Origin of the sequence: Paenibacillus sedimenti (assembly GCF_014534655.1) — a bacterium.
In the GTDB taxonomy this organism is placed as follows: Bacteria; Bacillota; Bacilli; order Paenibacillales; family NBRC-103111; genus Paenibacillus_E; species Paenibacillus_E sedimenti.
Window position 1 is genome coordinate 26,901 of record NZ_JACVVD010000019.1, and the last position, 25,236, is coordinate 52,136.

The following is a 25,236-nucleotide window of genomic DNA, read 5'->3' on the forward strand; positions in this document are numbered from 1 at the left end:
ATGCATCTTGTCTAAACTTTTAAATTAGGTTTTTTTCTATGTCTCGTACGCTGCTCATAAGCAAATGCGATACGAATAAGTATTGATTCACTTAACGCTTTTCCCGCGAATGTAATCCCGAATGGTCTGCCATTTTCCTTAAATCCTGCGGGAACAGCTATAGATGGATACCCTGCTTTAGCGCAAATATCGGCTCCAACATATGAGGGAAAAAGGATTGCATCCAAACCATACTTTTCTAAAGCATAGTCTATACCTTCATTTTGTGAATAATATAAATTAGTTAATGATTCTAATATATAGTCCGGACTTCTCAATGAATTTTCCAACGTTAACCGACTCTTTAATGAATCCTGCCCAAACTTCAAAGCCTTCTCAGAATTTTCTTCGTTCCATTCAACTAGTTGAGTATAGCTATGGACAGGCATATGAGGTGGAAGACCTTGTAAATAGTTCTCTACACCATGTTTAAATTCATAGTTCAATTTATTTGCGCCCCAGTCTCTATGGAACGATGGGATTTCTATATCATCAATGACATCGGCTCCACCGCCTATTAGTTCAGAAACAGCATTATTAAATAATAAATCATCATACTCGTCAGTATCACGATATTGATCAGGACGAGCACTCCTATAAACTCCAATTTTCGCGTTCTTTAATCCTTCAATGTCTAAAAAATCTGTAAAATCAATTTTAGTATTCTGATTTCTCCATGTTGCTGGGTCGTTTTCGTCTATTCCTATCATGGCACCGAGTAAAATAGCAGCATCAGCTACAGTCCTTGCCATTGGTCCGGCGGTATCTTGAGAATAGGAAAACGGAATTATCCCAGACCGGCTTACTAAACCTACAGTTGGCTTTATACCAACTATTGAATTCTGGATCGCTGGGCTTAAAATAGATGCCGATGTCTCTGTCCCTACAGCGACAGTTATAAAATTAGCGGATACAGCTGCCGCAGATCCAGTGCTGGACCCACCTGTGAAAAAGTCTCCATATGGATGTAAAACTTGCCCGCCTTTCGAACTGTATCCAGCCCACATAGCGGAGGACATACCATTTGCCCACTCAGTCATATTTGTTTTTCCAAGTATAACGGCACCAGCTTCTCTTAGCTTTTGGACAAGGAAAGAATCATTTGAGCTCACATGGTTTTCTAAAGCCAGTGCACCCGCACTTGTACGCATTTTATCTTTTGTTTCAATGTTTTCTTTCAATAAAACAGGAATACCATGTAAAGCGCTCCTTACCCCTACTAATTTTCTTTCTTGGTCTAATGCCTCTGCAATAAAAATCGCATCTGGATTAATTTCCATAATCGAGTTTATTTGGGGTCCACCTTGATCATATTTCGCGATACGATACAGGTAATACATAACAAGATCTCTTGAGCTAAGCTCTCCACGCTCCATTGCACTTTGTAATTCAAAAATTGTAGTTTCCTCGCCATTTAAGTTCTTAAGCTCAAAGATATGTTTCATTTGGCAGCTCCTAGTATTGATTTTTATTTTGATGTTAATTAAACATTACCATGGATTGGAAATTTTACGTTATTAGAATTTATTTTAAATTAAACTTTATTTTACTAGAACCACTCGTTAGCAGAACAAGGCTGCCGATCCCAAACCGGCAGCCTTGTTCTATTTGCTATTGAGCTATAGTTTCCCTTTCGCTTAATGATCTTGACACATCATTAAGGTATTTCCATCTTGATCTTTAAAAAGGAACCACGAAACAACTGGACCACGGTTAATACCATAAGTAACTGTGAAACCAAGCTCTTGTACAAAATCCCTTGTTTCATCAATATCAGTTGTGCCTAACTTCAAAGATACAGGGAGCCATTCAGGTATAGCTCTACCTTCCATTTCATCGGAATCTAATATGACACCATTAGGCATAAAATATAGATGACCAAAAAGAATTTCTTCATTTTTAACATCATAGCCAAAAAGCTTGCTATACATATCAATTGCCTTATTTAAGTCACGGACGTAAATAAAATATCCATTTACTTTTTCTTGGACTAATGATTCAGACTTGATCATAAGATCATCTCCTTTATTTGAGTACTCATCTTCCAATAATGTAGTTCAATTTAAAAAGAGACCCACAGCTTAGGTCTGCGGGTCTAAGTTTTATATATCTTAAAGGGGGTCATTTTTATTATAGTCTTAATTCATTAATGCAGTATGAAATTAAGATTTCAATTTATTACATTTTCCGAACAAACGTTCTTCGTTAGCCATCCATGCCCCTGCCTTTATCGCTGCAATATCAGTCTGGAGAACGATCATAAATAACTGAGTATATAATATACTGTTTATATGATCCACAATTTATAGAAAAGGGTGATACAAAATGAATATCAAGAATATCAATTCCATTGAAGTAAACGGATTGCGCAAAAGCTTCGGTAAACAAATCGTTCTGGACGGTATAGATTTGGCGGTGGCCAAAGGTACGATTTTCGCGCTGCTAGGGCCGAACGGAGCCGGTAAAACGACACTAATTAACATCCTGTCGACGCTGTCCGAGCCGGACGACGGATTCGCACGAATCGAAGGGTACGACGTTGTATCCGATCGATACGAGGTCCGGCGGTCGATCAGTCTCACCGGCCAATTCGCGGCGGTTGATGAAGTGCTGACTGCCTACGAGAATATCATCATGATGTGCCGGTTATCCGGTTTATCGCGGCGGGAGTCCAACTTACGGACTGCAGAGCTGCTGAAACGTTTCGATCTCGAAGACGCCGCAGGCAAGCGTGTGAAAACATTCTCAGGCGGCATGCGTCGCAGGCTGGATCTGGCCGTAAGTCTGGTCGTTAGCCGTCCGGTACTTTTTCTGGACGAACCAACGACGGGGCTTGACACCATCAGCCGCCGCTCCCTTTGGGAAATCATCTTGCGGCTTAAGCAACAAGGAATGACGATTTTTTTGACGACGCAATATTTAGAAGAAGCCGATCAGCTCGCAGACGAAATCGCGGTGATGGGCCGCGGACGAATCGTCGCAACCGGCTCCGCCGAGGGTTTGAAGGCGCGCGTCGGAGGCGAAGTCATCGAGTTGCGTAATCACATGGACGAAGTTATTCGAACCATACCGACGAGCGGCAGTATTCAGGATGTTCGCCTCACATTGAACGAGATCGCCCACTTGTGCCCACCGGATACACGGTTCTTCATTCGTAAGCCTAGCATGGATGACGTCTTTCTTGCCTTAACATCAATCGATCAAAAGGAGGTTTCACTTACATGAACGATCTTCAACCAATCCCAAAGCCCGCTTCTTTTGCAGCAACCAACGCCGTCTTCATCGGGCGCAGTATCCTTCATAGCTTGCGCAACATTGAGTCGCTCCTTATGGCGATCATGCTGCCCATTATGTTAATGTTGCTGTTTACCTACGTATTCGGCGGTGCAATCGATCCGAGCGGCGACTACGTGAACTATGTCGTGCCTGGTATTATTCTATTGTGCGCTGGTTTCGGCTCGTCCAGCACGGCTGTCGATGTCGCAACAGACATGACGAACGGCATTATCGATCGGTTCAGGACAATGCCGATCCGCAGCATAAGCGTAATCACGGGTCATGTCGCCGCTAGCCTTATCCGGAATTCGCTCGCTACTTGCATGGTCATCGGTGTGGCCTTGCTTGTAGGTTTCCGCCCTTCCGCTAACATGTTGGAATGGCTAGGAGCTCTTGGGGTCATCGTATTGTTCATTCTGACCTTTACTTGGTTGTTCGCCGCGATCGGCATCGTAACGGGCAGCCCTTCCGCTGCCAGCGGCTACGGTTTCGCACTGCTGTTCCTCCCTTACTTGTCCAGCGCTTTCGTTCCAACGAGCACGATGCCTGCGTGGCTGCAAGGGTTTGCTAACCATCAGCCGATCACGCCGGTCATTGAAACGATTCGCGGGCTTTTAACCGGCACGCCGGTAATGGATAACGGCTGGTGGGCCATCGGTTGGTGTGCAGCGCTCTTGGTGATTGCGATCGGCTGGTGCAGTCTCGCTTTCCGTCGGATTGGCGGAAAGCGATAAAATAAATAAAAACAGCGTCTCTGCGATGCAGAAACGCTGTTTTTATAAATATTAGAACGTGATGCCATTTATCCTTGACCCGATATTTTCTGCTGTAAATAATGCTCGATGCCATCCAAAATCCGTTCGAGTCCGAAATCGAGATCGTCACCGATGGGGTTATCCGCTTCGTCCGTGTAAGCGCCTGACATCAAGATGGGATGCAAATAGGGAAACCGATCTGGCTTGACCAACTGTTTGAGGGCGGCACTGTAGTTGATGCCGCTAAATGTTTCCGGACTTGCGCCTTCACGGATGGCGCGGTCCATGTCTCGCGCAATTAGGCCGCATGCCCGGCAATAGCTGCTTACAAGCAGTAAGAATGACATTTTCTCAAAATCGTTAAGCTGGAAATCCCTCATGATTCTAAGCATCCAATCGATCACTTGTAGATTGCCTGGCGTAAGCGGTACGCTCTTAATCGGGATATCGCCGAACCAGGGATGCTTCCGGAATACACCTACGCACGCCCAGACGTATTCCCTCATTTCCTGACGCCACGTTTTACCCGCTACTTCCGGTGGAATCGGAATGTCGCAGACCGCGTCCTGCATGAGCACCAACAGGTCTTCCTTGCTCGTAATGTAGCGATATAAAGACATCGTGGTAAAACCCAAAGATTGGGCGACTCTGCTCATCGAAACAGCCGCAAGACCATCCCGATCGGCAATGACGATCGCTGCGTCAACGATTTTTTTAACGCTAAGCTCGCCTTTGGGCCCCCTGCGAGGCTGCTTGACGATACCCCAGCTCAGGGTAATCCCTGACGGTAACCCATTTATTGTTTCTTCATCGATCCCTTCGCCGGTCTCCATCTTGTTTGATCCTCCATCATCAGAGTAAGTCCCGAAATTGTATACTTCGTATACAGTATATCACAATCACTACCACAACGCTCGGATGGAATCGATCATTAGGCTGCTATGAAAAAGAAGCGATTTTTGTTTGAATATCCAGCAATCGAGTTCGTTTATCAGCTTTGGAAATGAAAATAGCTTCTCTGACCATTGTCTTATATGCAGTCGCAATCTTTTGAGCTTCATTTATCCATTCTTCGAATTGTTCTTCGCTGAACATACCAACACCGATCGGATGTACGATCAAGTCAATATGACTGGTATCTTCATTCTTTACTCCTTGTATGACCAGTTCATCGCAAAGTATTTGACCAATCTTTAAGCCTTCGATTGTTATAAAAGTCGTCTGGCTGTACTTAACCCTATCCAAAACGATATCGCCAGAGCGGTCAATAATTATTGCCCTATCCTTTGGATTATCGTCTAGCCTCCTATGTCGTCCAATTAGTATTTTGTTGCAGCTGGCGGAGCGGCGACCGGAGTGGGATTATCGAACAGGCATTCTCCTCGCATTCGTCCTTTATGTTGGTCCTCGAATGAAACGGCTCAAGAAGAGCTTCCAAGAGATTGTGAATGGGAACAGGGGTATCACAGACGAGGACCGGAGTCGGTTAGGAAGCATACTAATTGGATTCGATATCATTCACTTAGGCGTGCTCGTTAATGTGGTGTTGGCGGTTTGGAGGCCTTGATCAGGGCCTCTCACTGCAAGCGATGTTCTTCAATTATAATCATTCTTTACTTTGTAAATGTAGTACTTTACCAATCATAATAATAATCAAATAAAGTTTATGGTGGTGCTTATTATCTCTATGTTGAATATTTCAGAACATAATCGTGAAGCTTGGAATCGAATGGCTGCACGGGGTTGTCAATGGACGTTACCGGTGGAGTCCGATGTCATCCATTCCGCGAGTTCAGGGGAGTGGGGTATCCGTCTCACAGCCACAAAGTTCGTCCCACGCACATGGTTTCCTGAACCTGGTAAACGCATTCTATGTTTAGCATCCGGTGGCGGACAGCAAGGTCCCATTTTGGCGGCCGCCGGTTATGACGTCACTGTGTTTGATTTATCGGAAAGCCAATTGGAAAAAGACCGTTTTGTCGCGGAGCGGGACGGTTTACATTTGCGTCTTGAACAAGGAGATATGCGGGATTTGAGCCGATTTGCGGGCGAGTCATTCGATTGTGTGTTTCATCCCGTCTCTAATTGCTATATTCCATCCGTGCAGCCTGTTTGGAAAGAAGCTTTTCGTGTGCTTACTGCCGGAGGAATACTTTTAAGCGGCTTTAATAATCCTATCGTTTATTTATTTGATGTAGAAGCGGAGGAAGCTGGAAGGCTCGAAGTTAGTTACTCTATTCCATATTCAGATTTAACCTCACTACCGAAGCCTTTGTTGGATCAATTTATGGAAAATGGCGATCCTGTTGTGTTTGGTCACAGCTTGGAGGATCTGCTGCAAGGGCAAATGGATGCCGGCTTTGTGCTGGCGGGAATGTATGAGGATACTATGGGTGGACGACGCATGCTGGACCCTTATATATCTACCTATATGGCAACAAAGGCGCTCAAGCTGGGTTAACCGGTTTGGCGTCTTTTCTTTCTCCTAGTTGACAAAAGTTATGGAGCGTTTCTAACATTTACAAATCATAAGCATGTTTCCATCTGGATCTTTAAAATTAAACCAATGGCCATTCTCTATGTCGGTTACAAGTTCAACCTTGCGGTCCTTCATGAATTGGTAAGCCTTTTGAATGTCGACAGTGTTAAAATGAAAAGTAGGATTTCTAAAGTATGAATCCCCATTGTTGTAAATATTGCTGTCTAGTACAAGGTTTAATCCATTATTATCCAATGGTATACAACAAAGATGGCCTGCGATAATATCAAACATAGGTTCCAGTCCAAGAATGGAGCAATACCATTCCCTCGCTTTTCTAATGTCACTTACAGGAATAAAAACGGCTCCTACTTTGCTTAAAATAATACTCATAAATTTCAAACTCCTTATCGTAATATAAGAATTAAGATCTATTATATTGTACCACCATGCAACAGAGCTGCCAAAATGTTTGTCAGCTCTATTGCTTTATTCATTTAATATTTTCCGTTAGTTGATGTTCTATGAATACCGCGTCCACGACTTCAACATCAGCCTTACGTCCGCTCCATCATTAATCATTTTGTTAATGTCTTCGTTGATTAGCTGGCGGGACGTGTTCCATTTTTCGTTCATATAGAAGCCGCTAACCTGCACGGAGTCCAATTCTTTTAAATAGCGCGACCAAAGCCAATGCCGACTCATGCCGCTTTGTTCCGACAGTGTTCGGGTTATGGGCAGAGTCCGGGGCTTCTGAAAGTTCTCCGAACGCTCCAAGATGTAATGTTTGAGAAAAGCCCATGCAATCTCGGGATGCTTCGATTTCGTCGTAACGCCACTGGCACCCATATAGATCATATTAGCCTCTACGCCACCTGGCATGTGAGGAAGTCCGACTACCCCATACTGCTCTCCGATGCCGGCCCTTTCCAAGCCGCCTGCAAACCAAGTAAAGCCGAATACGAGGGCAAAACCTTGATGCAACTCTCCCGCCTCCGACGGTTCCCCAGGTTTCCTCGTGACTTTATGTTCGCGATACATTTCGATGATCTTCCGAAACGCCTCAACTGATGCCTCGCTATCGATAGATCCCCGGGCAGTCGAACCGTCAGGTGTCAAATAACTCCCACCATTCCTCATAATAAATGGCTCATAATTCTCGATGTCAGGTCCGGTGCCAAAACCGAACTGTGTTGCTACGCCGGATGGATTGCGCAAGGTAAGCTTGGACGCTATAGCCATCATGTCGTCCCATGTCCAATCTTCAGTCGGATAAGGGATGCCGGCCGCATCGAACATCCTTTTATTATAGAGGATCAGCGGAACTGCCACATCGATTGGAAGCCCCGGCAATGTACCGTCTTTCGTTGCCACCCTCATGATGCCTGGATTCAAATCAGCTTCAAGACCAGGGGTATCCCGTACGTACGGCAATAAATCCAGGAAGACCCCTTTCTGATTAAAAATCCACCAGCCGCCTGAATCCATAATGTCAGGCGCTTCTGATTGAAATACACGCATAGATTCAAAATTATCAGCTGCCTGCTCGATAACAATCTCTACTTTCGGATGCAAGGCTTCAAATGATTCCTTCGCCTTCAAAAGATGTTCCACATGTTCGAATTGCGTTAAATATCGTATTTGTACTTTGTTCATTTATTTTTCCTCCCGATCCCATGTACTTAATGCATTTTCCAAATAGCCGATTCCTGCCGTTTCAAACTCTTTCGCCTTTTCCAATAGCTTTGCGCACTCGTTCTTAGTCTCCGGCGATAATAAAGCGGAACTTCGCATAAAAGGTACTTTATTACTCACTATCTCAAGTTCTGCAGCTGCTTGAACATAAGCTTCCGAAGCTAGCAGTACCAAGCGCATCGCTTCACCTGTTAACGGAATGGTCAACAAGAACTTAGCCGCATATCGCTTCGCTTCCGCATACACCGCAGCCAATTGACCCATACCATAACGGTTAGGAAGGACCGTGGGACTATTCATGTACCCGATCCAGCGGTCATAGGCGGCGAGCCCTGAGGTATAAGATAAATAGACAGTCGACGGCCAATAATCGCAACCCGTACGTGCATACCGAACAGCAAAACGAAGCTGTCTTAGCGCCCTTTCTACCTTCGACTCATTCTTGACCTCAATCTTTTCATCAATCCCGGCAAGAAAACGCAAAGGGTTCTCCGCCAAGTCTTCGTATGACAGAGTTTTCCCTTCCGGCCGCATGATGTCTGTCACATACACTTCCCGCTTATTATCGTCGTATCCATAGATTAATGCCCATTCATGGACATGCGGCAATGTAGCCAACGTATCAAAATACAATACCGGTTTGCCTTTATCCACATACTTGCGGATGAACGGCAGGACCGCCTCCTCAATAGGCAATACGACGGGGAAACGTTCCGATGCTGCCAACAAAGGTATCGCCGCTTGCGATAATTGGCCACAAAGTATACTTACTTTATAGCCCAACTCCTTGAACAATGTACTCAGTGTCTGACGCCAGTCGAAAATGTAAATTCCGTCAGCATATGTGGTTTTGTCAGAGATTTTAAAACGAAACGCAAATCCCGACATCCCCATTAACTCGGTCATCGTCCTCTGGTCACCCAGCGTAGCGAGCATATGTCCGATACGATCAATGAACGTTATTAGTACTGCCGACGTTACCGGCCATTCCGTCAAGACTATTTTCCTTGCATGCATCAATTCAGCTCCTCCTTTCTCAGGCGGAAGGCCTAACAGAATACGCACGTGGGCTTGGCGGAGCTTACGTCTGGAGCGATGAAGATACGTATGTACGGACCCTGTCGTTGTTTGATACAACGCCGCGATTTCATCCGGGGACAACTGCCGAAAGAAATACGCTTCAAACATCCCGCGCTCTTTTCGGTTTAGGCAGTGAAGTAAAACTTGGATCGTCTCATACAGTTCTTTCCGCAGCAATAACTCCTCCGGATTGTTTTCTTTATCCGCTGCCATCGCTGTTGTTCGGGTCAAATGATACAAGATGGATTCGAGATTCTCCCAATCGACATTTCTGCCGCCGACCGAATCCTGTTCATTCCATCCCCCAATCGGCCGCTCACGCCGAAACGGGCCTCCGCGTCGCAAACGCATCTTGGCCTGGTTCTGAACGATCCGATGCAGCCAAGGCAAAAACCTGGTCGTATCCGCTAACGTTCCCACGTGGAGGAATGCTCGAATTAGCGCTTCTTGAACAACATCGTCTGCCAAATGCGGGTCGCCGGTCACATGTTCCGCCCACTGCCGGGCCCGCCCCCGGTGCGCATGAATCAACTCCCCAAACGCTTCAGTATCCCCGAGCCTTGCTCGTTCCACAAGCTCTTGGTCCCGAAGCGCCTGGTTATTTACCATCGACAGCTCGTCAATCTTCGATTGTTTGCCACGCCCTGCGCCCATGCCTGCCCTCCTTGATATTTAGGTCTTCCATAAGAGTAGATGCCATTCCATGCCAGTTACTTAACAAAACTGCACAAAAAAATGATGGCATCCATGTATTCTAAATAAATACCTCAATTTTACCATGTATAGGAAATATGTAGTCCACATTTTTAAAGTTGAACTGTTCGTAAATACAACAAGCTACCGTGTTTATCACCGGTAGCCTACTTGATCTTTGTTATTGAACTATCCTAGTTTTGGATAACTATTGCCTCTATTGAACCTTTACACCCTTAATCAGAAGCCAGAAAGCTAATGATAGCTCACCAATCACACCAGGTATGGCTACAACCAGTAGGAATATCGTTTTGTAGTCGGCGTAGTTGGGTAGAAGAAAATGTGCGATACTATCTATTAGATATCCAGCAGATGCAAGGATCAAGAAGATCCCGATTATTCTTGGAATGTAGCCTCCTGACTTGATGATTAAATAACCAAGGACCAATAAATGAAATCCAAAAAATACTAATCCAATAAGCCATCCATTGTTAAATGCATGGATCAGTAACATCAGCTGAGCGTGTAACTGATCTGTTGTGAATACCGTCAAGTATTTAGCGCCGCTTAAAAGTTGCAGAACATTCAAAAAATTATACAAGGCGATTCCAAAAATTGCAGTGTATACCAATCTAAACCACGCCGCGAGCATTGCAAGATTCTTATTAACGGGTCTGAGTAGAACATACAGCGCCCAAGCTACCAGCACATCAAGAATTAGCACGATGATAAAGCTAGTAAATCCACTCCGAAATAACATCTCATTGGTGATGATGTTAGTAGCAGTTGTTGCTGCATCATCCGGTATAATAAGACCTTCAAGAACAGAAAAATTGGAAAACATAGCAAGTATAGCCATAAGTAGAAGCCCGAACCCCGCGACTCTCGAATAATAAAGTGGTGAAGCTTCGGTGATACGGTTTGTCATTTCTAACCCCTCCTAATTATCCTCAAAAGAGAATACATCTTCCAACGTTAAGCCAAAGACGCGAGCAATACGAAAAGCCAATTCCAGAGATGGGGAGTAATTTCCTTTCTCGATGGCAACGATGGTTTGTCGGGTCACCCCCACTTTATCTGCTAATTGTTGTTGGGTCATTTCATCATGGTTAAAGCGTAAGGTCCGAATGTTGTTGCTAATATTTGCCATTTGCCCATCTTAGACTCCTCTCCGATAAAGATATAACTGTGTGATGTTTCCAACCACCTCTGATAATAACCCTGAACTAATAAGTATAATGAACATGACATAGGGTGGTTGATCCATGACCAGCGGTATCATGGATAGAAGAAAACCAATGATAAATACATAATGAGAATTTCTCGTGGATTTCAATTCAATTAATCGGTCTAGCTCATCCGTAATTAATGGTACTTTTTCTTTCGTTACAATGGTATTGATGATACTGAATACGATATGAATGATGATTTTTGCTAAAATCGACACTGGGATTAAGATTAAGATGAAGGCTCCCCAGAAGCTGAAATCATTCGATGAATGAAAGCTCCCTTCTTGGAACTTTTGAAACACATACATACTATAGATAGAAAAAATGAGTACGCTGGTAATTAAAGATACGATGTTTCTTTTTTCTTGAAAGGACATATTCACCTCTCCTTTTCTGTTAATATATATAAATAAGTAAAGTATTATGTACACAGTGTATAATTTACTATACATTGTGTCAAGTTATTTATACAAATGAATCAAAAATAGACAAGCGAATGAAATACGGGGATTCCATTTCAGGTTCCTATCTTAAATAACGAGAAAAATCACCCTCTACTGTGCCGTATAGGTCACAGAAGAGGGTGATTTTGCCGGTTCCCCACCAGGTAAGAAAAAGGGACATAAAAGTCCCCGCTCCCATTGTGAGGGGGATTGATTTTCTATCCGTATTTCCGTGAAGCCGGTAACCTAAGCCCCAAAGTACTCTCCGTTTAATCCGTCATAATGTTTATTACTGACATTCTGATTGTATTGTTCAAAGCTTCCATATATCCCTCGAAAAGTAGTTGCCGGCATTGCTATCAAACCTTATAGTTATAATTTCTACATGTTCTTGTCCCGAAACGGCAAAGGATATAAGTTCTTGTCATCCGAAAAGAACTTATATCCATAAAATAATAATGGTATTATCGTATTTACCGTCAGAAAGGATTTTGTCTTTTTTTAATACGCCTTATTTGCATCATGAACGCCGCTTCCGGCGAGTCAGCCAAACTGCCGTAACGGCACCCGCAATGGGCATTACCATGGATAATGTCCCGATGAATGCAATGGGGACACTTTCCAACATGCGCAACGCCGTTCTTACAATCAGCTCGAACAAAATAAATCCCCCAAGAAATCCCCCGATAATGGCAAGCACGGTTTGGCCTATCGTTTTCATTTTCACGCATTCTCCTTTTTAAATGATATGTTAATCCGGGATATTTCCGGACTTGCTTCCGACCCGGTAAGGTGTCGAAACTCCTTCATAATTGACCATCATCGTCATCCCTGCGGCAGCGTGACCCAGATTGTGACAATGCTCCATCCATAAGCCGGGGTTATTCGCATGAAAGGCAATTTCATACTCATCCCCTTTGAAAAGCAATATGCTGTCAGCATAAATCGGGCTGCCTCTAAGCGGCTCTCCGTTTTTCGTCAATACTTTAAACAGATGTCCGTGTAAATGCATCGGATGCTCAGATCCTAATTCGTGTTTGAGCCGTATTTTGATCCATTCTCCCTCCTTTACCATGAACGTTGGAATATGATGGCCGCTTTTGCCATTAATGGTTACCGGACCAAGCACCATATCGTAAACCCGATCAAATTTCATTTGAGGCGATATTCCATCGTCCTTAGGCGTGCCGTAGGCGATAAAATCAAACGATTTTGCGTCTTTATTCACATTCTCCGGCACCTTGCCTTCTCCAAGTGCAATGCTCCAATTTTCTTCCGTCTTACTGTACACTCTTACCTGCCCGCTGTCCGGCATCGTAAACAGCAAATCATACCGTTGCCCGCCTCCGATTGGAATCCATTCGCCGCGTATCAAGCCTGGCCCGTTCAAATCCTGTCCATCGATCGATATAACTTTATAATCGGCTCCTGCCACACCCATCCACTGAACGAGATTATTAGCGTTGATCAGCCGCAGACGTACGGTTTCCCCCGGACTGGCGCTTAACTTGAGACCACCTGCAGCACCATTGGTTAACTTGTGCTTGTCGTTTAGCTCTTGTAGGGTCACGGCATAATCCCGGTCATAGCGGAACGCTTCCTTCTTCGGCTCGACGATTAACCGTCCGATAAGTCCCATCGTCGCCTGCTGGGAGCTTTGCTGATGGGAATGATACCAATACGTACCCGGATGAGCGGCGACAAATTCATAAGTAAATTGTTCACCCGGCCATACGGCATTCTGGGTCACACCCGGTACTCCATCCTGCGAACAAGGAAGGACGACGCCGTGCCAGTGAATTGTTACTCCCTTATCGATGTTTTCATTGATTAAATTCACGACGACGCGATCCCCTTCCTGAACCCGGAGCTCCGGTCCAGGCGTGGAGCCGTTGTAGGTCCATGCTTCGCTCTTTTTTCCGTTGTTCAGTACAAGCGGGGTTTTGGCTGCCTTCAGCTGAAACGTCCGCACAGGCCCGCTTGACGGCTGCGCCGTCATATCCGCGCAGGATATTGTGTTTGCCGCGGCAGTCCCATGATCGCTATGGCTTTCATGTGAGTGATTCGCAGATCCCATGTCGATCTCGCTTGGAATCTTCCCTTTAATCGAGCCGCCGCAGGCTGTGGCTAACAAGCAAATCAGCAGCAATAACGACAACGGGAACATACGCTTAAAACGATTATTGAATGGTTTCAATTTACTTCTTCCTTTCCCAAGCCAGAGTAGACACGTGCTGCGCGCCTGGCAACCTTAAAGGAGAGCCAGAACAGAACTAAGGCGATCACCGGGTGAAACGCCCCCGCTCCAGGCAGATTGGCCGTAAAGTATTGGGCAAAGATCAGTACGAATAAGACAGACGTCTGCCATCGCAGCGCTCTTGGTAAACGGCCGGTAAAGGCAAATATAAGCATCAAGATTGGCAAAAACTCAAACAAATGCACAAAAGCGACATGACTGCTCCACTGGCCCGCATCACTAAAGATTGCCATGCCTGCAATGAAAGTCTGTATGATCATGCAAGCAACCAGCAGCCACGAAAGGCCTAGAAAAATAAAACCCGAGAATTTGCCCACTTGGTTTGATCGGAAATCTGTCATATGAATCATCCTTATCCTTTGGTTTTTAACAACTAAGACCATACTAACAATAAGATGTTGTGAACTTGTGATGATCCGTTGCGATTCCCGTGAATTTTTCCAAATGGCCATAACAAGCAAGTATAATGAATGTAAAGAAACTGCTAAACCAAGGTAGGTGAAGAAGATGCAGCAAACATTGCTGCTGGTGGATGATGAGGAAAAGGTACTGGAGTTCATGGTGCCTTTCTTACGGCAGGAAGGATACGAGATCGTTACCGCTAAAACAGGTAAAGAAGCTTTGCGGAAAGCTGCCGAGTTCAAACCGTCACTCATCGTGCTCGACTGGATGCTGCCGGAGATGAGCGGCCTCGACGTCTGCAGGGAGCTGCGCAAAATTAGCCGCGTGGGTATCATCATGGTAACGGCCAGAGCCGAAGAAACCGACAAGATCATCGGGCTTGAAGTTGGCGCCGACGATTACCTGGCTAAACCTTTTTCAATGCGGGAGCTCGTGGCCCGGATCCGTTCCCTGCTGCGACGGATGGAAGGAAGCGAGCCCGCTTCGCAAACGCTCGAACGCGGCGAGCTGTCCATTTCGGAAGTGCAATGCCGCGTGTGGAAACAAGGAGAAGAACTTCAACTGACGCCCACGGAGTTCAAAATGCTGCTCACTTTGGCCGCCAAACCGGGGATTGTCTACAGCAGACTTCAGCTGCTGCAAGCAGCGCTGGAGGACGACATCTTGAATGACGAGCGAACAGTAGACGCCCATATCAGCAAGATTCGAAAAAAAATCGAAGATAATCCGGCAAGCCCGGTCTTTATCCAAACCGTCTACGGATTCGGCTACCGTTTCGGAGACAGGTTATGACGATCAGGCGCAAGCTGTTTCTTGCTATGGCATCCTTTATCGTCACAATGAGCGTGTTATTCGTGCTAGTGACGCAATTTGTAGTGAAAGCAACGCTTGAGCACATCAGGGTTGCGGACAGAACCTACGAGATCGAGAGTTTATCCAAGCTATTTGCAGACTACTACAGGCATAACGGAGGTACATGGGAGAATGTACAGCAGGCTCCGGCAATAAAAAACAGCCACTACGAGAGCCCTGCGGACGCGAGCTATCTGCTAATGTCTCCCGAGCAAAAGCCTCTGTATCAAAGAGGAACTGCCAACGTGGAACTAATAAAAAGACTTGGAATTCGAACTCCTATTCGATTGGACGGTGAAAAAATCGCTCTGCTGTATTATCACGACCCGGAAGTTGCCAACATGTCAAGAATTCAGCTTGGCATCGGCAGCTCCGTATCGATTTTACTCTTGGCAAGCAGCATCTTGTTCGCTATCCTCTCTCTCCTTGTCGCCTACTGGTTGTCAAAAAGGCTGACAAAACCAATCCGATTGCTAATTCCGGCCATCCGGAGCCTGGGTCAAGGTCAACTTGGGATTCAAGCTCCGGTTATAAGCAAGGATGAATATGCTACGGTTGCCCGGGCATTCAACGACATGTCCCAACAGTTGCTGCGGGCTGAGGATGTGAGGCGCAATTTTGTCGCAGACGTGGCTCATGAGCTTAGAACGCCGATCACGATCCTTCGCGGAAAGCTTGATCTCGTGCAGCAGGGCGGCCGCTCCATTGATCCGGAGATGCTGCTGCCGCTGCAGGATGAGCTGATCCGTTTGACCCGTCTTGTCGACGATCTGCATCAGCTTTCACTCGCCGAAGCCAAGAAGCTGTCGATTGAACGGAAGCCCACCAATGTCCCTGCTCTGCTGCAGCGGGTTATCGACAGGGTCTCGGTTGACGCCGAAAGCAAACATATTCAGATTGAACTGGATATGGAGACCCCCTCTCCCGAAATCCATATCGATCCGAATAGGATGACTCAGGTATTCTTGAATCTTATTATGAATGCCGTTCGCTATACCCCCCCTGGCGGTTCGGTCACGATTACCGTCAAGGATGATCCGGCGCAAGCCGGCTCACTTGATATGCTGCGCATTACTGTTTCAGACACCGGTCCAGGCATTGCTGCAGAGCACCTTCCCTACATTTTCAATCGCTTTTATCGAACAGATGAAGCGCGCACACGCAACAGCGGCGGCATGGGATTAGGACTTGCGATCGCCAAGGAGTTCGTATTGGCCCATAGCGGTACCATTGATGTAGAAAGCCGACCGGGCCAAGGCACGACCTTTGTCATCCAATTACCAAACATACCGGAATGATCGGATACATTCCCGCTCAAGAAAAATATCAATAAAAGAAAAAAGGGCAAATGAATATGCCCTTTTCTGTCAACGTTTAATATGAGTTTTTTTGACAATTAATTGGTTGGTCTATTGCTTCTAGATCAGGTACCGCAAAAGGTTCTGTAAGCACAGGTTGATTGCGCGGGCAGCGTAGCGTATTCAGACTGTTCGGGGGTATGCGCGAAGGGGTTCGAAAGAACAGCAAGAAGCCGCTCCATCACGCTGTAGTCTCCTTGTTGCACAGCTGCTTCTAGTGCGTCTTCTACCCGGTGGTTACGAGGGATTAGTGCGGGATTGCTGCTGCGCATCAACTGATGCGAGGAGTCTTTAGGCTCCTGCTGCCTGCCTAATCTTGCCTGCCACAGATCATGCCACTGATCGAATTCCGTAGTGCCAACCAGAACTGTATCCTCCGGCTTATCAAAAGTTAATGCGCGGAAGGTATTGGTATAGTCCGCACCATACTTTTGCATCATACTGAGTAGGCCTTCAATAAGGGATTCATCCTGCAGCTCTTCGTTAAAGATTCCCAGTTTCGCCCTCATTCCCTTAAGCCAATTACGATGGTATAACGCAGAAAAATCTGAAATCGCATCTTGGGCCAATTCGATTGCCTGCTCCTTATTATCATGCAGCAGCGGCAATAGGGTTTCAGCAAATCTCGCGAGATTCCACGCGGCAATAGGCGGCTGATTGCCATAAGCATAACGGCCATGAATGTCAATGGAACTAAACACCGTTGCCGGGTCATAGGCATCCATGAAGGCGCAAGGACCATAATCAATGGTTTCTCCGCTAATGGCCATATTGTCGGTGTTCATCACCCCATGAATAAAGCCGACGAGCTGCCATTTGGCAATCAGCACGGCCTGACGCTTGATCACTTCCTGAAGCAGGAAAAGATAACGGTTCACATCAGCGTCTACTTCTGGAAAATGTCTTTGCAATGTATAATCGGCCAGGGCTCGGAGATCCTCTTCAGTGCCCCAATTTGAAACGAATTGAAAAGTGCCGACACGCAGATGACTGGCAGCCACGCGGGTCAGAATTGCACCTGGCAGGTTGGTTTCGCGGATTACTAACTCACCGGTTGATACCACCGCTAAGCTGCGGGTAGTAGCAATTCCAAGCGCATACATGGCTTCGCTGATGATGTATTCGCGCAGCATCGGTCCAAGTGCCGCCCGACCGTCGCCACGGCGGGAATATGGCGTTTTACCAGCACCCTTAAGCTGAATATCAACCCGCTCACCCAGGGGAGTGATCTGCTCACCAAGCAGCAGAGCCCGGCCGTCCCCTAACAAATTAAAATGCCCGAATTGATGCCCTGCGTAAGCTTGGGCAAGAGGCAAAGCGCCTTCGGGAATCTGGTTGCCGGCAAGATCAGCTACGCCATCATTGCTTTGCAGTGCTTGGACGTTCAACCCCAGGGATGTAGCCAACGGATCATTAAGTATGATCAACTTAGGTGAGCGTACAGGGGTTGGGTTGAACCTGGAAAAAAATGATTCTGGCAGACGAGCATAACTATTGTCGAAGTTCCATCCTGTTTCAATGATTGCTTTTTTCTCTGTCATCGTATCTCCTTTTTCTACTTGTCATTTTATATCTTAGTTTTTTATTTTACATAAAACCAATTTATTATACCCTTTCCTCACATAGATGGATTTTTTCCGTAAATTGGAAAGCAACAAACGCCATCTCAGCTGCGTCTATCTATTATAAATGAATAAGGGGTACATGAACATGAAGATAAGAAACGGCTTCCTTAGAGGCGCCGCGTTTACGCTGCTGACCATGATGCTGCTCCATGCAACGTCGGTGCATGCCGAGGCGAATCCGTCGCCTTCTGTATTTCTGGATGGGTATCCGTTGTCCTTTCAGACTCCTCCCGTTATCGAAAACGGCTATAGCCTCGTTCCGATGCGTACCATTTTTGAGGCTGAGGGTGCAATAGTTTCTTGGGACGAGGGCACGCGAACGGTTACAGCCCATAAAGAAGGCGTCGTATTTACATACCGAATCGGAGAAACGGCAGCTTATAAAAACCAAGAACGGCTGGAGATGCCCGTATCCGGCAAAATTATCGATGGGTTTACCATGGTTCCACTACGATTTATTAGTGAAACACTAGGCAATCTGGTGAAATGGCATGAATATTCCCGTTCCATTACGATTTCATCAGCTCATGACTATGAAACCACGATCGAATACGGAGTCAACCTACGCGACTCTCCCGAAAAAGATACGGATTCACGCGTACTCAGAATGCTTCCAAAAAGTGAGAGAATCCACGTAATCCGAGAAATAGACGCTAATTGGCTGGAGGTGCAGACCAAAGACGATACAATTGGTTTCATCTCGGCCATACCGATGTATACCGATTACACGAGCCCGGTGTTGGCCGAGAAGCAAGCGGATGAGTTGTTCACTTACGGGTCCAAATTCCTGGGAACCCCTTACGAGTTCGGTGCCGCTTCCGGCCAAACCAACACGTTCGATTGCTCTTCTTTTGTCCGACATGTTTTTAATGAAGTGCTGTCCATCGATCTGCCGCGAGTCTCCTATGACCAAGCCCAGAATGGGAAAGAAGTCGGGATCGACGATATACGCAAAGGCGATCTTCTATTCTTCAGCGCCCGCGGCCTCGATATCGGGCATGTAGGCATCTATGCCGGAGACGGTCGGATCCTTCATACCTATTCGAAAGAGCTCGGCGTTCACATCGCAGATTTCGATGAAAAATGGAAGAAGCGTTTCGTCACGGCCAGGAGATTATTCTAAACGAGAACCGGATATCAATCGGGTATCAAGCAAGAGACGCCTGTTTAATTGAAAAGAACCCGCACCATGTGAACGGTACGGGTTCTTTTCAATTTTGAAGATGCACATAATGAATATTATGCTAATTCAACTTCATATAAAAAACCGCGCTGCGCTTAAGGCTTCACAATCTTCTCCTGCTTCTTGTTTTCCGGGATTGGCGCGGGCTCCGTACTCTGGTCATTCGCGGTAAGATCGATGCCGTAATCCTTTGCGTAAAGCATATGGGTATCGACAAGAACGTTCTCGGTGTGCTCGTCGAGCTGGAATACCCGGGCGCCGCGCAGCCGATTCCGATCCGCACCGGGCAAACCGTAAGCGCCGAAGCCCGCGCTTCCGGCATAGCCGAGCAACACGCCGTAGTAATTGCCGTGATACGTATTGACGTGATCATGGCCGCAAAAGACGCCCTTGACATCGCCACGGGCCAGAATCGCTGAGAACATGCCGCTATTGATCGGACCAGGGCACTCGTCTTCGTTCCGTTCCCCCACAATTTGGTGCTTGCCGACAGCCCTTGCATGGTCGGCCTCGGATCTGCCGTCCACGCTGGCGTACCACATGAATCGGTGCTCCCAGAGCGGAATATGAATGAACATGAGTGACGGTACTTTATAACCCAGTTTTTCCTCCAGCTTTTTGGAGGTCTCGTAATACCACCCCACTTGATCGAACCGCAGCCAGTCCCAGGTCGGATATCCTTCGAAGTCTTGACCGGCAATCGTTTGCGGCGCATACCTTCCACTATCGAGCAGCCAAAGGTTGAAGGCCGCCTTCGACCCTTGGGAGGACTGGATCAACAGGTGGGTATTCCCTGTCCCGGTAATCCCTCGTTCTCCGGGTTGGTTAACATTATGCTTGTATGCCATATAAAATTGCAGCATGTCCTCTTCGCTCAGACCAGCGTTCGGAGTCGAGTCTTCGTCGTGATTCCCGAAGGTTACGGCCCACTTGATTCCTCGTTGCTCCATGGGCTGGGCAATGTTGTTCATTGCCTGCTTCATCTCTATTGCCGTATCGCATCCCCAAGTAATGTTGTCGCCGTTAAGGACGACAAAATCCGGCTTTTCGGCGTCGAGCACCTTCTCCATCAGCTCTACGGTCCGCCGGTCGATATGCTCGTCATCCTGCGTGTCGTTGAACTGGACGATTTTGAACTTTCCGTCGGAGTTGAATTGCAGCTTCACATTATCGTTAGTTTCAGCCTGTACTTTTCCACCGCCGAACAATTCGACGGGAACGCCCGCCGAACCGAGCGTGAGCGCCAGCGCCCCCGCCCCTCCGACTTTAATAAAATCCCTCCTGCTCATGCTTTTACTTGCTTCATCAAGACTCATCGAATATAAACCTCCAATCAATTATTTAGATATGTACATCCCTAATCTATCGAAAAAATGTATGTTGAATATCAATTCGTTCTAAAAGTTATGTAAATCACAAAAGTCGAAAAGCCGTCCTGATTAGTTCCAAGACGGCTTTCCATAGACGATGTCTACTTCCACATCTGAATTAATAAATTAGCATGGTAGGTCAAGTTCTTTTCAGCTGCAACTGAAATAGAAGCCTCCTTCGTTCTCTTATTGATTTGGGAGACGAATTTTTCCATAAACTTCATTGCCTCTTTGACGGAGCCTTGTCCCAAATGATGTTCCGCCTGCTTATACGTATTGGTTAACTGAGGCACTAAGGACCCGCTCAATTCACCGGATGCCGCATAGGTCTCTATCAGATTCTCTAAAACAGTCATGACTCCTGGAGTCCAGTAAGCGGGTGTGGGAACATTCGCCCAATTGATGTCCGATGCCAAATAGAAGCTTGGGTAGGCTGGCTGGTTATACCCTGTATTTTGCCATGCAATCCCTGTTCTGTATTGAGCATCATGCATCAATGTGTATAGTTTGCGGTTGGTTACCTCTGTGCTGAGATATATACGAATTGCAGAGCTGTCTGCTGTTCGAACGAGCAGTTCTTCCCTCCAGTCACCCCATATATCCGCGACTAAGTTCGGGTTACCCTTCGTATGGTTATTGGTTCTTGTACCTTCAGCAGTTAACACGATTCCCTTCTTCCAGTCGGTTATGGTAGGTGTGGCATCTATCGCACCGTTCACGATCTGAGTTGTCATATCCGCTGACCACTTAATGTTCATGTTCGTGCCGGGAGCTCTAGTATCTATACGTGTTCCATTTGCCGTCCACAACCCTACAGCCCAAGTTTCCAGGCCTCTAAGGGCAGGGTCTACATCACCTGCCATACCGCGTCCCGTATCTTTACCCGTATAGCCGCCATAAATGACTTCACCAGTTCTAGCATCACGCAAGGCGTATCCGTATGGTGCATAACGACCACCCTCGAAAACCCCGAATATTTCCAACCCCGGTCTGTCCGGGTCGATATCTGCAACATGAATGGCGTCGCCATGACCAAGTCTGGCTACAGTACCGGGGTTAGCGCTTTCTGGAGGCATTGTACCCATCGAACTGTACAATACTTTGCCATCGTTATCTATCGTCATAGCTCCATAAATGATTTCTTGGGCCCCGTCGCCATCAACATCTGCTGTGCTTAGCGAGTGATTCCCTTGGGTCGTGATGGTTTCGTACCCTGGGTTCGTTCCATCTCTACCATGAGGGCCATCATTGAATGGATTGGTCATTGGCGTCCAGCCGCTGTCCACAAACCATTTTTCCTTCAGATGCTGGCCGTCCCAACTATAAGAAATCAGATTCGTTCTTGTGTAGTAACCCCGAGCGAATACCGCATAAGGCTTGGCACCGTCCAAATAAGCAACGCCGGCAAGGAAACGGTCAACCCGATTGCCGGGTTCAATTCTTGACATGGCATAGTCTCCCCACATCAAGCCATCGTCATGACGTTCAGGCTTATAATGGACCGTCTCCATCTCATCACCTGATGCGCCATTAAATACCGTTAAGTACTCAGGTCCATCGACAATAAAGCCTTCAAAAGCCCGAAGATTGTTACGGGTGCTCCGACTTGGGGCATATGTATCCATAAAATAATCGACTAAGCTCTCAGCGTCTACTTTGGAAAGCGGGTAATTATATTGCTTTGCAATACCAAAGCATTCCTCCAGAGTTGCCGGCCATTGACCTTTTACAACCTCTTCATGCGCATGCCATCCCATAAACATTTTGACCATATGCGCATAATAATCTTCACGACTCATACGGTAGTCATCATTGTTCGTATACCCGGCATCTACATCTTCTTGAGGCATCGTAATGAACTGCTCGGACACTGCATTGCCCGCATGATCATACTTGATGATCTTCGTACCGGGAGCTGTCTTGAACATAGATTCGGCTTTCCCGTCTCCATCAAAGTCATAAACCATGAATTGCGTATAGTGAGCCCCTGCTCGAATGTTAATGCCTAAATCAATGCGATATAGGAGAGTGCCATCTAACTTATAGCAATCGATGTAAGTCTTTCCTGTATATCCGATTTGAGAAACGTCTTTGGCGTTGGAGGGATCCCATTTCACGAAAAACTCATACTTACCGTCACCATCTACATCCCCAACGCTCATGTCATTTGCGTGGTATGTGTATGCTTCACCCGTTGGCGTTACACCGTCTGCCGGCTTTTTGAGCGGTAAATCATAATGGGAATTCCCCCAAGGAGTAACCGGTGAACTTTGGTCGACTTCTTGTCCGGCGAGTACAGCTGCTACATGATACCGGGATACTGCTGAACCGTTTTTATCTAAATAATTGGTGCTGTCTGAGACGGTCGCAAGCAAGGCACCGTCGCGATATATGTTGAAGTTCACTCCCGTCAAGCCTGTCTCCGAATAACCTGAAACCTCGTTTGCCTTGAGTCTCCAGCTAAGGAATACACCCTCATTCGTTGAAGCCGCTACCAGCCCCCGGTCCAGATATTCCAGCTGTAAACCTTTCCCTATTACATCTGCAGCAGATACACTAACACCTGTAAAAAGAAGAGGCAACGACATACTGAAAGTCAGCACTTTTCTAGCAATTGAAGCTTTTCTCCAAATCATTAGAGCCCACCATCCTTAATAGAGTATTGATTGCGCTTACACAAAATGTTTTTAAACGCCATGAAATTTGATATTTTCTCCTTTCCATATAAATAATCCCTTTTATTATAAAGTTATTTTCTTGAAACAATATTTAAAAAACAGTCCTCTTTGTTAAGAAAACAGAGGTTTTGTTTATGAACTAGCAAGACTACCAACTGAAAAATAAAAAGCCTGCTCTTGACATATCGTCGTCAAGAACAGGCTTTGATGTTATGATTACAGTTTTACAACATTCTCCGCTTGTGGTCCGCGTTGGCCTTTAACAACATTGAATTCAACGCGTTGCCCTTCGTCCAGAGATTTGAATCCTTCGCCTTGAATGGCAGAAAAATGAACGAATACATCGTCGCCATTTTCCCTTTGAATGAAACCGTACCCTTTTTCTGCATTAAACCATTTGACTGTGCCTGTTTCCATGAATAAATAACCTCCAAAGTTTAAAACGTATTTGCCCCGGCGAACCGGGGTTATTCACCAGTATATCTCATCTAAGATGCAAAATCTGTTGAATTTTGTCATGTGTGTTCATAATCATTTTCTATTTTTATTTCCACAATCGAAGAGATTTCTCTCATCCTTCAACCGCATCTCTAGTGACCGGTTGCCGGACGTCCATTGATTTTCGTTTGGCAATGAACAACGTCGAGATCCCGCTTAGTATCGTAATGATGGCGAGCGTCAATAAAAATGTGGATATCCCGAACCAATCGAGACATGCGCCGGTCGCAAGCAGAGCAAACTGAAACATGACGCGGTCAAGCATTCCTCGAAATGAGAAAAAACGTCCTTGCGCTTCTTTCGGCACTTTGATTTGGAATAGTGTGGATACCATCGGAAAGAAAAAAGCGACGGCGCAACCGAACACTACGAAGGAGCCGAGAACCGCAAAACTGCTTTCGCTGAAGGACATTCCTGCAAAAGAAAGCGCAAATAATAACATGAACAACGTAGAACTGGTTACCAGATTTCGCATGCCGATCACACGCTTTGCGAATAAACCTGCAATCAAAATGCTGGTGCCTTCTAAAGCATAAATCCAGCCCATCAGTTCCGGTTCGTGCTGGATTTGACTAAACTTAAGTATAAGCAAATTAAAACCGCCTAGAAACAAGGTAATAACCCCGCTATTGATAAGTGCGATGAGTATTGACGGTTCTTCTCGAATAAGTGGAAACAACTCCGTAAAGCGGATTTTCTCCTGCTTCTTTGCAGTGACGGTATCCGCAGTATTGGGAATCCTCAACTGTGTAATAAGTATCACGAGGATAACGTAAAAAGCAAGCGACAGCGCGTAGACCGTGTATAAATTCATAACGGATACCAAGATGCCTGCTGCAGCAGTGCCGCCGATTCTCGCTATCGTGATCACGTTAAAGTTTATGCTGTTGGCTTTAAGCAGCTCGGAAGCAGGAACGATGGAAGGCAGCGCCGCTTGTACGGTAGGCATATAAACTGTAGCCGATACTTGCATAATGATGACAGACAACAGCATGATGCCGACGGATTGGTACTGAATGGCCGCAAACATGATAATCGGAGCCAGACAGCGGACAAGCCCTGAGATAAGCAATATCTTTTTCTTATCATAGCGGTCTGCCCACACCCCTGCTTGCGGCGAAATGAGTACGCCTAGAAATAAACCGCACATCAGGATCAAGCTCTTGCCTAAATCAGACGGGACGTGGCTTTGCATAAATTGCAGATTGGCAATGATGCTTGTCCAAATACCTGCGCCTTGAATGGCCTCTCCTATCATCATGAAAAGAAATGTCCGATTCCGGAGTAACGAATGATTCATACCTTATCTCCAATCTATAAGTGA

Annotated in this window: 24 protein-coding genes; 6 read left to right on the forward strand and 18 right to left on the reverse strand. The window is 46.2% G+C overall.

The window, feature by feature from the left end; genetic code table 11:
- Window positions 1–11: 11 nt before the first annotated feature.
- Both ICC18_RS30450 and ICC18_RS30455 read right to left on the reverse strand, forming a co-directional pair.
- Window positions 12–1,484 (reverse strand): amidase family protein, encoded by a 1,473-nt coding sequence (locus ICC18_RS30450; RefSeq protein ID WP_188178178.1) that lies wholly within the window; start codon window positions 1,482–1,484, stop codon window positions 12–14.
- 192 nt (window positions 1,485–1,676) lie between these two features.
- On the reverse strand, window positions 1,677–2,051 hold the full coding sequence (locus tag ICC18_RS30455) for a VOC family protein (RefSeq protein WP_188178179.1): 375 nt from the start codon (window positions 2,049–2,051) through the stop codon (window positions 1,677–1,679).
- Between the two features lie 313 nt (window positions 2,052–2,364).
- Between ICC18_RS30455 and ICC18_RS30460 the strand changes: the two genes are divergently transcribed.
- Complete coding sequence (locus ICC18_RS30460; protein WP_188178180.1) at window positions 2,365–3,264, forward strand: ATP-binding cassette domain-containing protein; 900 nt, start codon at window positions 2,365–2,367, stop codon at window positions 3,262–3,264.
- Window positions 3,261–4,049: an ABC transporter permease gene (locus ICC18_RS30465; RefSeq protein ID WP_188178181.1), complete on the forward strand. Its 789-nt coding sequence runs from the start codon at window positions 3,261–3,263 to the stop codon at window positions 4,047–4,049. The genes ICC18_RS30460 and ICC18_RS30465 overlap by 4 nt, the downstream gene beginning before the upstream one ends.
- 68 nt (window positions 4,050–4,117) lie before the next feature.
- Here ICC18_RS30465 and ICC18_RS30470 read toward each other — a convergent pair whose 3' ends face one another.
- Window positions 4,118–4,903: a TetR/AcrR family transcriptional regulator gene (locus tag ICC18_RS30470; protein WP_188178182.1), complete on the reverse strand. Its 786-nt coding sequence runs from the start codon at window positions 4,901–4,903 to the stop codon at window positions 4,118–4,120.
- Window positions 4,904–5,009: 106 nt separating this feature from the next.
- Entirely contained in the window at window positions 5,010–5,315 is a 306-nt protein-coding gene (locus tag ICC18_RS30475) for a hypothetical protein (RefSeq protein WP_188178183.1), read from the reverse strand.
- A gap of 442 nt (window positions 5,316–5,757) precedes the next feature.
- Between ICC18_RS30475 and ICC18_RS30480 the strand changes: the two genes are divergently transcribed.
- Window positions 5,758–6,531: a class I SAM-dependent methyltransferase gene (locus tag ICC18_RS30480; protein ID WP_188178184.1), complete on the forward strand. Its 774-nt coding sequence runs from the start codon at window positions 5,758–5,760 to the stop codon at window positions 6,529–6,531.
- A 51-nt stretch (window positions 6,532–6,582) separates the two neighbouring features.
- Here ICC18_RS30480 and ICC18_RS30485 read toward each other — a convergent pair whose 3' ends face one another.
- The 9 genes from ICC18_RS30485 to ICC18_RS30525 all read right to left on the reverse strand — a co-directional run bounded on the left by ICC18_RS30485 (window position 6,583) and on the right by ICC18_RS30525 (window position 14,287).
- A complete protein-coding gene (locus ICC18_RS30485; protein WP_188178185.1) occupies window positions 6,583–6,942 on the reverse strand; it encodes a VOC family protein in 360 nt (119 codons plus the stop codon).
- A gap of 129 nt (window positions 6,943–7,071) precedes the next feature.
- Window positions 7,072–8,205 carry an extracellular solute-binding protein gene (locus ICC18_RS30490; protein ID WP_188178186.1) on the reverse strand — a complete coding sequence of 378 codons (1,134 nt, stop codon included), beginning with the start codon at window positions 8,203–8,205 and terminating at the stop codon, window positions 7,072–7,074.
- Entirely contained in the window at window positions 8,206–9,978 is a 1,773-nt protein-coding gene (locus ICC18_RS30495; protein WP_188178187.1) for an RNA polymerase sigma factor, read from the reverse strand.
- 256 nt (window positions 9,979–10,234) lie between these two features.
- Entirely contained in the window at window positions 10,235–10,945 is a 711-nt protein-coding gene (locus tag ICC18_RS30500; protein WP_188178188.1) for a DUF4386 domain-containing protein, read from the reverse strand.
- Between the two features lie 12 nt (window positions 10,946–10,957).
- Window positions 10,958–11,167 carry a helix-turn-helix transcriptional regulator gene (locus ICC18_RS30505; protein ID WP_188178189.1) on the reverse strand — a complete coding sequence of 70 codons (210 nt, stop codon included), beginning with the start codon at window positions 11,165–11,167 and terminating at the stop codon, window positions 10,958–10,960.
- A gap of 9 nt (window positions 11,168–11,176) precedes the next feature.
- Entirely contained in the window at window positions 11,177–11,623 is a 447-nt protein-coding gene (locus tag ICC18_RS30510; protein ID WP_188178190.1) for a hypothetical protein, read from the reverse strand.
- A 586-nt stretch (window positions 11,624–12,209) separates the two neighbouring features.
- Window positions 12,210–12,410: a DUF5957 family protein gene (locus ICC18_RS30515; protein ID WP_188178191.1), complete on the reverse strand. Its 201-nt coding sequence runs from the start codon at window positions 12,408–12,410 to the stop codon at window positions 12,210–12,212.
- A 30-nt stretch (window positions 12,411–12,440) separates the two neighbouring features.
- Window positions 12,441–13,886, reverse strand: coding sequence for a multicopper oxidase family protein (locus tag ICC18_RS30520; RefSeq protein WP_188178192.1), 1,446 nt, complete (start codon window positions 13,884–13,886; stop codon window positions 12,441–12,443).
- Window positions 13,883–14,287, reverse strand: coding sequence for a DUF6220 domain-containing protein (locus ICC18_RS30525; RefSeq protein ID WP_188178193.1), 405 nt, complete (start codon window positions 14,285–14,287; stop codon window positions 13,883–13,885). The genes ICC18_RS30520 and ICC18_RS30525 overlap by 4 nt, the downstream gene beginning before the upstream one ends.
- A 166-nt stretch (window positions 14,288–14,453) precedes the next feature.
- Between ICC18_RS30525 and ICC18_RS30530 the strand changes: the two genes are divergently transcribed.
- Window positions 14,454–15,140, forward strand: a complete 687-nt coding sequence (locus ICC18_RS30530) for a response regulator (protein WP_188178194.1) — start codon at window positions 14,454–14,456, stop codon at window positions 15,138–15,140.
- Entirely contained in the window at window positions 15,137–16,498 is a 1,362-nt protein-coding gene (locus ICC18_RS30535; RefSeq protein ID WP_188178195.1) for a sensor histidine kinase, read from the forward strand. The genes ICC18_RS30530 and ICC18_RS30535 overlap by 4 nt, the downstream gene beginning before the upstream one ends.
- Before the next feature lie 125 nt (window positions 16,499–16,623).
- On the opposite strand, the gene ICC18_RS30540 is transcribed toward ICC18_RS30535, so the two are convergent.
- A complete protein-coding gene (locus ICC18_RS30540; RefSeq protein ID WP_188178196.1) occupies window positions 16,624–18,099 on the reverse strand; it encodes a protein adenylyltransferase SelO in 1,476 nt (491 codons plus the stop codon).
- A 169-nt stretch (window positions 18,100–18,268) separates the two neighbouring features.
- On the opposite strand from ICC18_RS30540, the gene ICC18_RS30545 reads away from it, so the two are divergent.
- On the forward strand, window positions 18,269–19,306 hold the full coding sequence (locus ICC18_RS30545) for a stalk domain-containing protein (protein WP_188178197.1): 1,038 nt from the start codon (window positions 18,269–18,271) through the stop codon (window positions 19,304–19,306).
- Between the two features lie 155 nt (window positions 19,307–19,461).
- On the opposite strand, the gene ICC18_RS30550 is transcribed toward ICC18_RS30545, so the two are convergent.
- From ICC18_RS30550 to ICC18_RS30565, 4 genes are all read right to left on the reverse strand, one after another.
- Window positions 19,462–20,682: a metallophosphoesterase gene (locus ICC18_RS30550; protein ID WP_188178198.1), complete on the reverse strand. Its 1,221-nt coding sequence runs from the start codon at window positions 20,680–20,682 to the stop codon at window positions 19,462–19,464.
- Between the two features lie 155 nt (window positions 20,683–20,837).
- The gene (locus tag ICC18_RS30555; RefSeq protein WP_188178199.1) at window positions 20,838–23,372 is read right to left on the reverse strand and encodes a rhamnogalacturonan lyase; all 2,535 of its coding nucleotides are present in this window, start codon (window positions 23,370–23,372) and stop codon (window positions 20,838–20,840) included.
- Window positions 23,373–23,630: 258 nt separating this feature from the next.
- Window positions 23,631–23,831 (reverse strand): cold-shock protein, encoded by a 201-nt coding sequence (locus tag ICC18_RS30560; RefSeq protein ID WP_188178200.1) that lies wholly within the window; start codon window positions 23,829–23,831, stop codon window positions 23,631–23,633.
- A 154-nt stretch (window positions 23,832–23,985) separates the two neighbouring features.
- Window positions 23,986–25,212 (reverse strand): MFS transporter, encoded by a 1,227-nt coding sequence (locus ICC18_RS30565; RefSeq protein WP_188178201.1) that lies wholly within the window; start codon window positions 25,210–25,212, stop codon window positions 23,986–23,988.
- Between the last annotated feature and the right edge of the window lie 24 nt (window positions 25,213–25,236).

Coding starts and splice junctions, on each gene's coding strand:
- ICC18_RS30450 (WP_188178178.1), bottom strand. CDS start 1,484: ATGAAACATATCTTTGAGCTTAAGAACTTAAATGGCGAGGAAACTACA.
- ICC18_RS30455 (WP_188178179.1), bottom strand. CDS start 2,051: ATGATCAAGTCTGAATCATTAGTCCAAGAAAAAGTAAATGGATATTTT.
- ICC18_RS30460 (WP_188178180.1), top strand. CDS start 2,365: ATGAATATCAAGAATATCAATTCCATTGAAGTAAACGGATTGCGCAAA.
- ICC18_RS30465 (WP_188178181.1), top strand. CDS start 3,261: ATGAACGATCTTCAACCAATCCCAAAGCCCGCTTCTTTTGCAGCAACC.
- ICC18_RS30470 (WP_188178182.1), bottom strand. CDS start 4,903: ATGGAGACCGGCGAAGGGATCGATGAAGAAACAATAAATGGGTTACCG.
- ICC18_RS30480 (WP_188178184.1), top strand. CDS start 5,758: ATGTTGAATATTTCAGAACATAATCGTGAAGCTTGGAATCGAATGGCT.
- ICC18_RS30485 (WP_188178185.1), bottom strand. CDS start 6,942: ATGAGTATTATTTTAAGCAAAGTAGGAGCCGTTTTTATTCCTGTAAGT.
- ICC18_RS30490 (WP_188178186.1), bottom strand. CDS start 8,205: ATGAACAAAGTACAAATACGATATTTAACGCAATTCGAACATGTGGAA.
- ICC18_RS30495 (WP_188178187.1), bottom strand. CDS start 9,978: ATGGGCGCAGGGCGTGGCAAACAATCGAAGATTGACGAGCTGTCGATG.
- ICC18_RS30500 (WP_188178188.1), bottom strand. CDS start 10,945: ATGACAAACCGTATCACCGAAGCTTCACCACTTTATTATTCGAGAGTC.
- ICC18_RS30505 (WP_188178189.1), bottom strand. CDS start 11,167: ATGGCAAATATTAGCAACAACATTCGGACCTTACGCTTTAACCATGAT.
- ICC18_RS30510 (WP_188178190.1), bottom strand. CDS start 11,623: ATGTCCTTTCAAGAAAAAAGAAACATCGTATCTTTAATTACCAGCGTA.
- ICC18_RS30515 (WP_188178191.1), bottom strand. CDS start 12,410: ATGAAAACGATAGGCCAAACCGTGCTTGCCATTATCGGGGGATTTCTT.
- ICC18_RS30525 (WP_188178193.1), bottom strand. CDS start 14,287: ATGACAGATTTCCGATCAAACCAAGTGGGCAAATTCTCGGGTTTTATT.
- ICC18_RS30530 (WP_188178194.1), top strand. CDS start 14,454: ATGCAGCAAACATTGCTGCTGGTGGATGATGAGGAAAAGGTACTGGAG.
- ICC18_RS30535 (WP_188178195.1), top strand. CDS start 15,137: ATGACGATCAGGCGCAAGCTGTTTCTTGCTATGGCATCCTTTATCGTC.
- ICC18_RS30540 (WP_188178196.1), bottom strand. CDS start 18,099: ATGACAGAGAAAAAAGCAATCATTGAAACAGGATGGAACTTCGACAAT.
- ICC18_RS30545 (WP_188178197.1), top strand. CDS start 18,269: ATGAAGATAAGAAACGGCTTCCTTAGAGGCGCCGCGTTTACGCTGCTG.
- ICC18_RS30550 (WP_188178198.1), bottom strand. CDS start 20,682: ATGAGTCTTGATGAAGCAAGTAAAAGCATGAGCAGGAGGGATTTTATT.
- ICC18_RS30555 (WP_188178199.1), bottom strand. CDS start 23,372: ATGATTTGGAGAAAAGCTTCAATTGCTAGAAAAGTGCTGACTTTCAGT.
- ICC18_RS30560 (WP_188178200.1), bottom strand. CDS start 23,831: ATGGAAACAGGCACAGTCAAATGGTTTAATGCAGAAAAAGGGTACGGT.
- ICC18_RS30565 (WP_188178201.1), bottom strand. CDS start 25,212: ATGAATCATTCGTTACTCCGGAATCGGACATTTCTTTTCATGATGATA.